The sequence below is a fragment of the Candidatus Competibacter phosphatis genome (assembly GCF_012939995.1).
GTDB classification, from domain to species: domain Bacteria; phylum Pseudomonadota; class Gammaproteobacteria; order Competibacterales; family Competibacteraceae; genus Competibacter; species Competibacter phosphatis.
Map to the genome: position 1 here is coordinate 1 of NZ_SPMZ01000092.1, position 1778 is coordinate 1778.

1 protein-coding gene is annotated in these 1778 nt (G+C 54.0%); it reads right to left on the reverse strand.

Annotated features, from left to right (window positions below; all coding sequences use genetic code 11):
- Positions 1-1321 precede the first annotated feature (1321 nt).
- Positions 1322-1778: plasmid replication initiator TrfA (gene trfA / locus E4P82_RS20585; RefSeq protein WP_246327771.1), on the reverse strand; the 457-nt coding region annotated here is incomplete at its 5' end.

Sequence of the window (1778 nt, forward strand, 5' to 3'; positions counted from 1 at the left end):
GGATTTCGCCATGGCGGTTTAGGGTTCCGTTTCGTGTCTTCCCCTCTGAGGCGATGGGCTGCAATTTATAAATTCAAGCACATAACGTCTTTATTGCATAAACGTGAGTAGGGAACAGCATGGATAACAAACGCATGGCCCCTCGTAAACTCTACACAAGCCCGACTTTGAAGAAGTTTGGTAGTATCAAAGACTTAAACCGAACTAAGTTAGCTGTAGCGGTTCAAAAAACCGCACAATGAGCCCCACAGGAACAAAATGGCACGAATTTCCCTTCACCGGACCGTACCTCGGTCAAGGCGTAAGGTGGTTTATTCCTTTGCATTGTGTAGAAATGCGTAGCCGGTGAGCTGAGACAAATAGCCGGGAACTGTACGGGTACAGGTTTTCCGGTTGCTAAGTGGCGGCTGGTGACACGACTGTTGGGTCTACCCCCACACCGGCGTAAGGCCGTCCCGCCTTCTCGACAAGGTGTCTTGCAAACCTTCGTTTGCGAGACACCTTAGCGTGTGCTTTGTTTTCCGTGTTCTGAGACGATCCTGGAAAGCCGTAAAAAAGCGGCTCTAGGGCACACGGCGGCACAAACCAATAGGGAAACCGGCCCAGACTAAAAACGCCCGAAAACGGCCTCTCCAGCGCTTCTCGGGGCATCGACGCCCGGCCTCTCGACCACCCGTTCGACCGGGACCGCTCGAAAGGCCCCGTTTGCGGTTCCGATAATTCATTTTATCGGCCCTGTTCCACCAACGAACAACGAAAGGGAAATCGGGGTGGGATCGTGCTAGGGGTGCCCTGGGGCATGATGTCTTTCGATCCAGCCCCGTCCTTGTCAGCGAAATCCTGCTGCGATTACCCCCAACGCGTTCTTCGTGGTCCCGGTCGCTTCGGGTCCCTCCTCCCTGGATGCCGTCTTTTGGGGTTTAAGGGGTTGGCGTCGGGGGGGAAGTCGGTCGGGTTCCTAGGGCGGAGAGCGGGTCTTTGGGGAGGGTTTGGGAGGGGGCTACTGCACCCCTCCCAATGAACGTGAGGTGAGCGAAGCGAACGCCGAAGAAAGGGGGGGGTTTGGGGGGGGAGAAAAGGCATCCAAACGACCAGTTATCCACAGGCGATTTTCGCGCGCGCGGATTAGAGAAGATTAAAGAAGGATTAGGGAAAATGCTGCACAGCAGCAAATTACTGATTTACAAATAAAAAAAACGATGTTTTTTTAAAGTTTAGTGCGCCCGCTAGAACGGTATAGTGCGCCCGCTAGAACGGTATAGTGCGCCCGCTAGAACGGTATAGTGCGCCCGCTAGAACGGTATAGTGCGCTCGCTCAGGACTAGGGTTTGCGCAGGCGTGGCTTTTCTGCTTTCTTCGTCAAATGGCGAAGTTGCGCCGAGCTAGGTTCTTTCTTGACATGTACGATGTCATTCTGAACCTCGTAGCGGAATGACTGATTGTTAATCTTGCAGGCATCAGCTACCGCATCGAGGGCTTTTCGTAGCTTTGGACGAAAATCGTTCAGCGCATCAAAATCGCTACCGCATAACTCGTGCAGTTTGGCGACGCTGACCGGATAAGGCTTGGCGTGGCTCGCGTAGAAGCCGTGGAGCCACTGGGCTAGTGGCTTGCCATCCAGTTCGCGGCGCACCACCCAATCGATTTGCGTGAACTGGTCGGGCTCGAACAAGGCGCGCAGCTTGGCATTCAGCCGAAAAACGTACTCCATCGTTTCTTTGTCCCGGTAAACCTCGTCGATCAAGCTGCCTTCATAGCCATATCGACCTACCTGCACG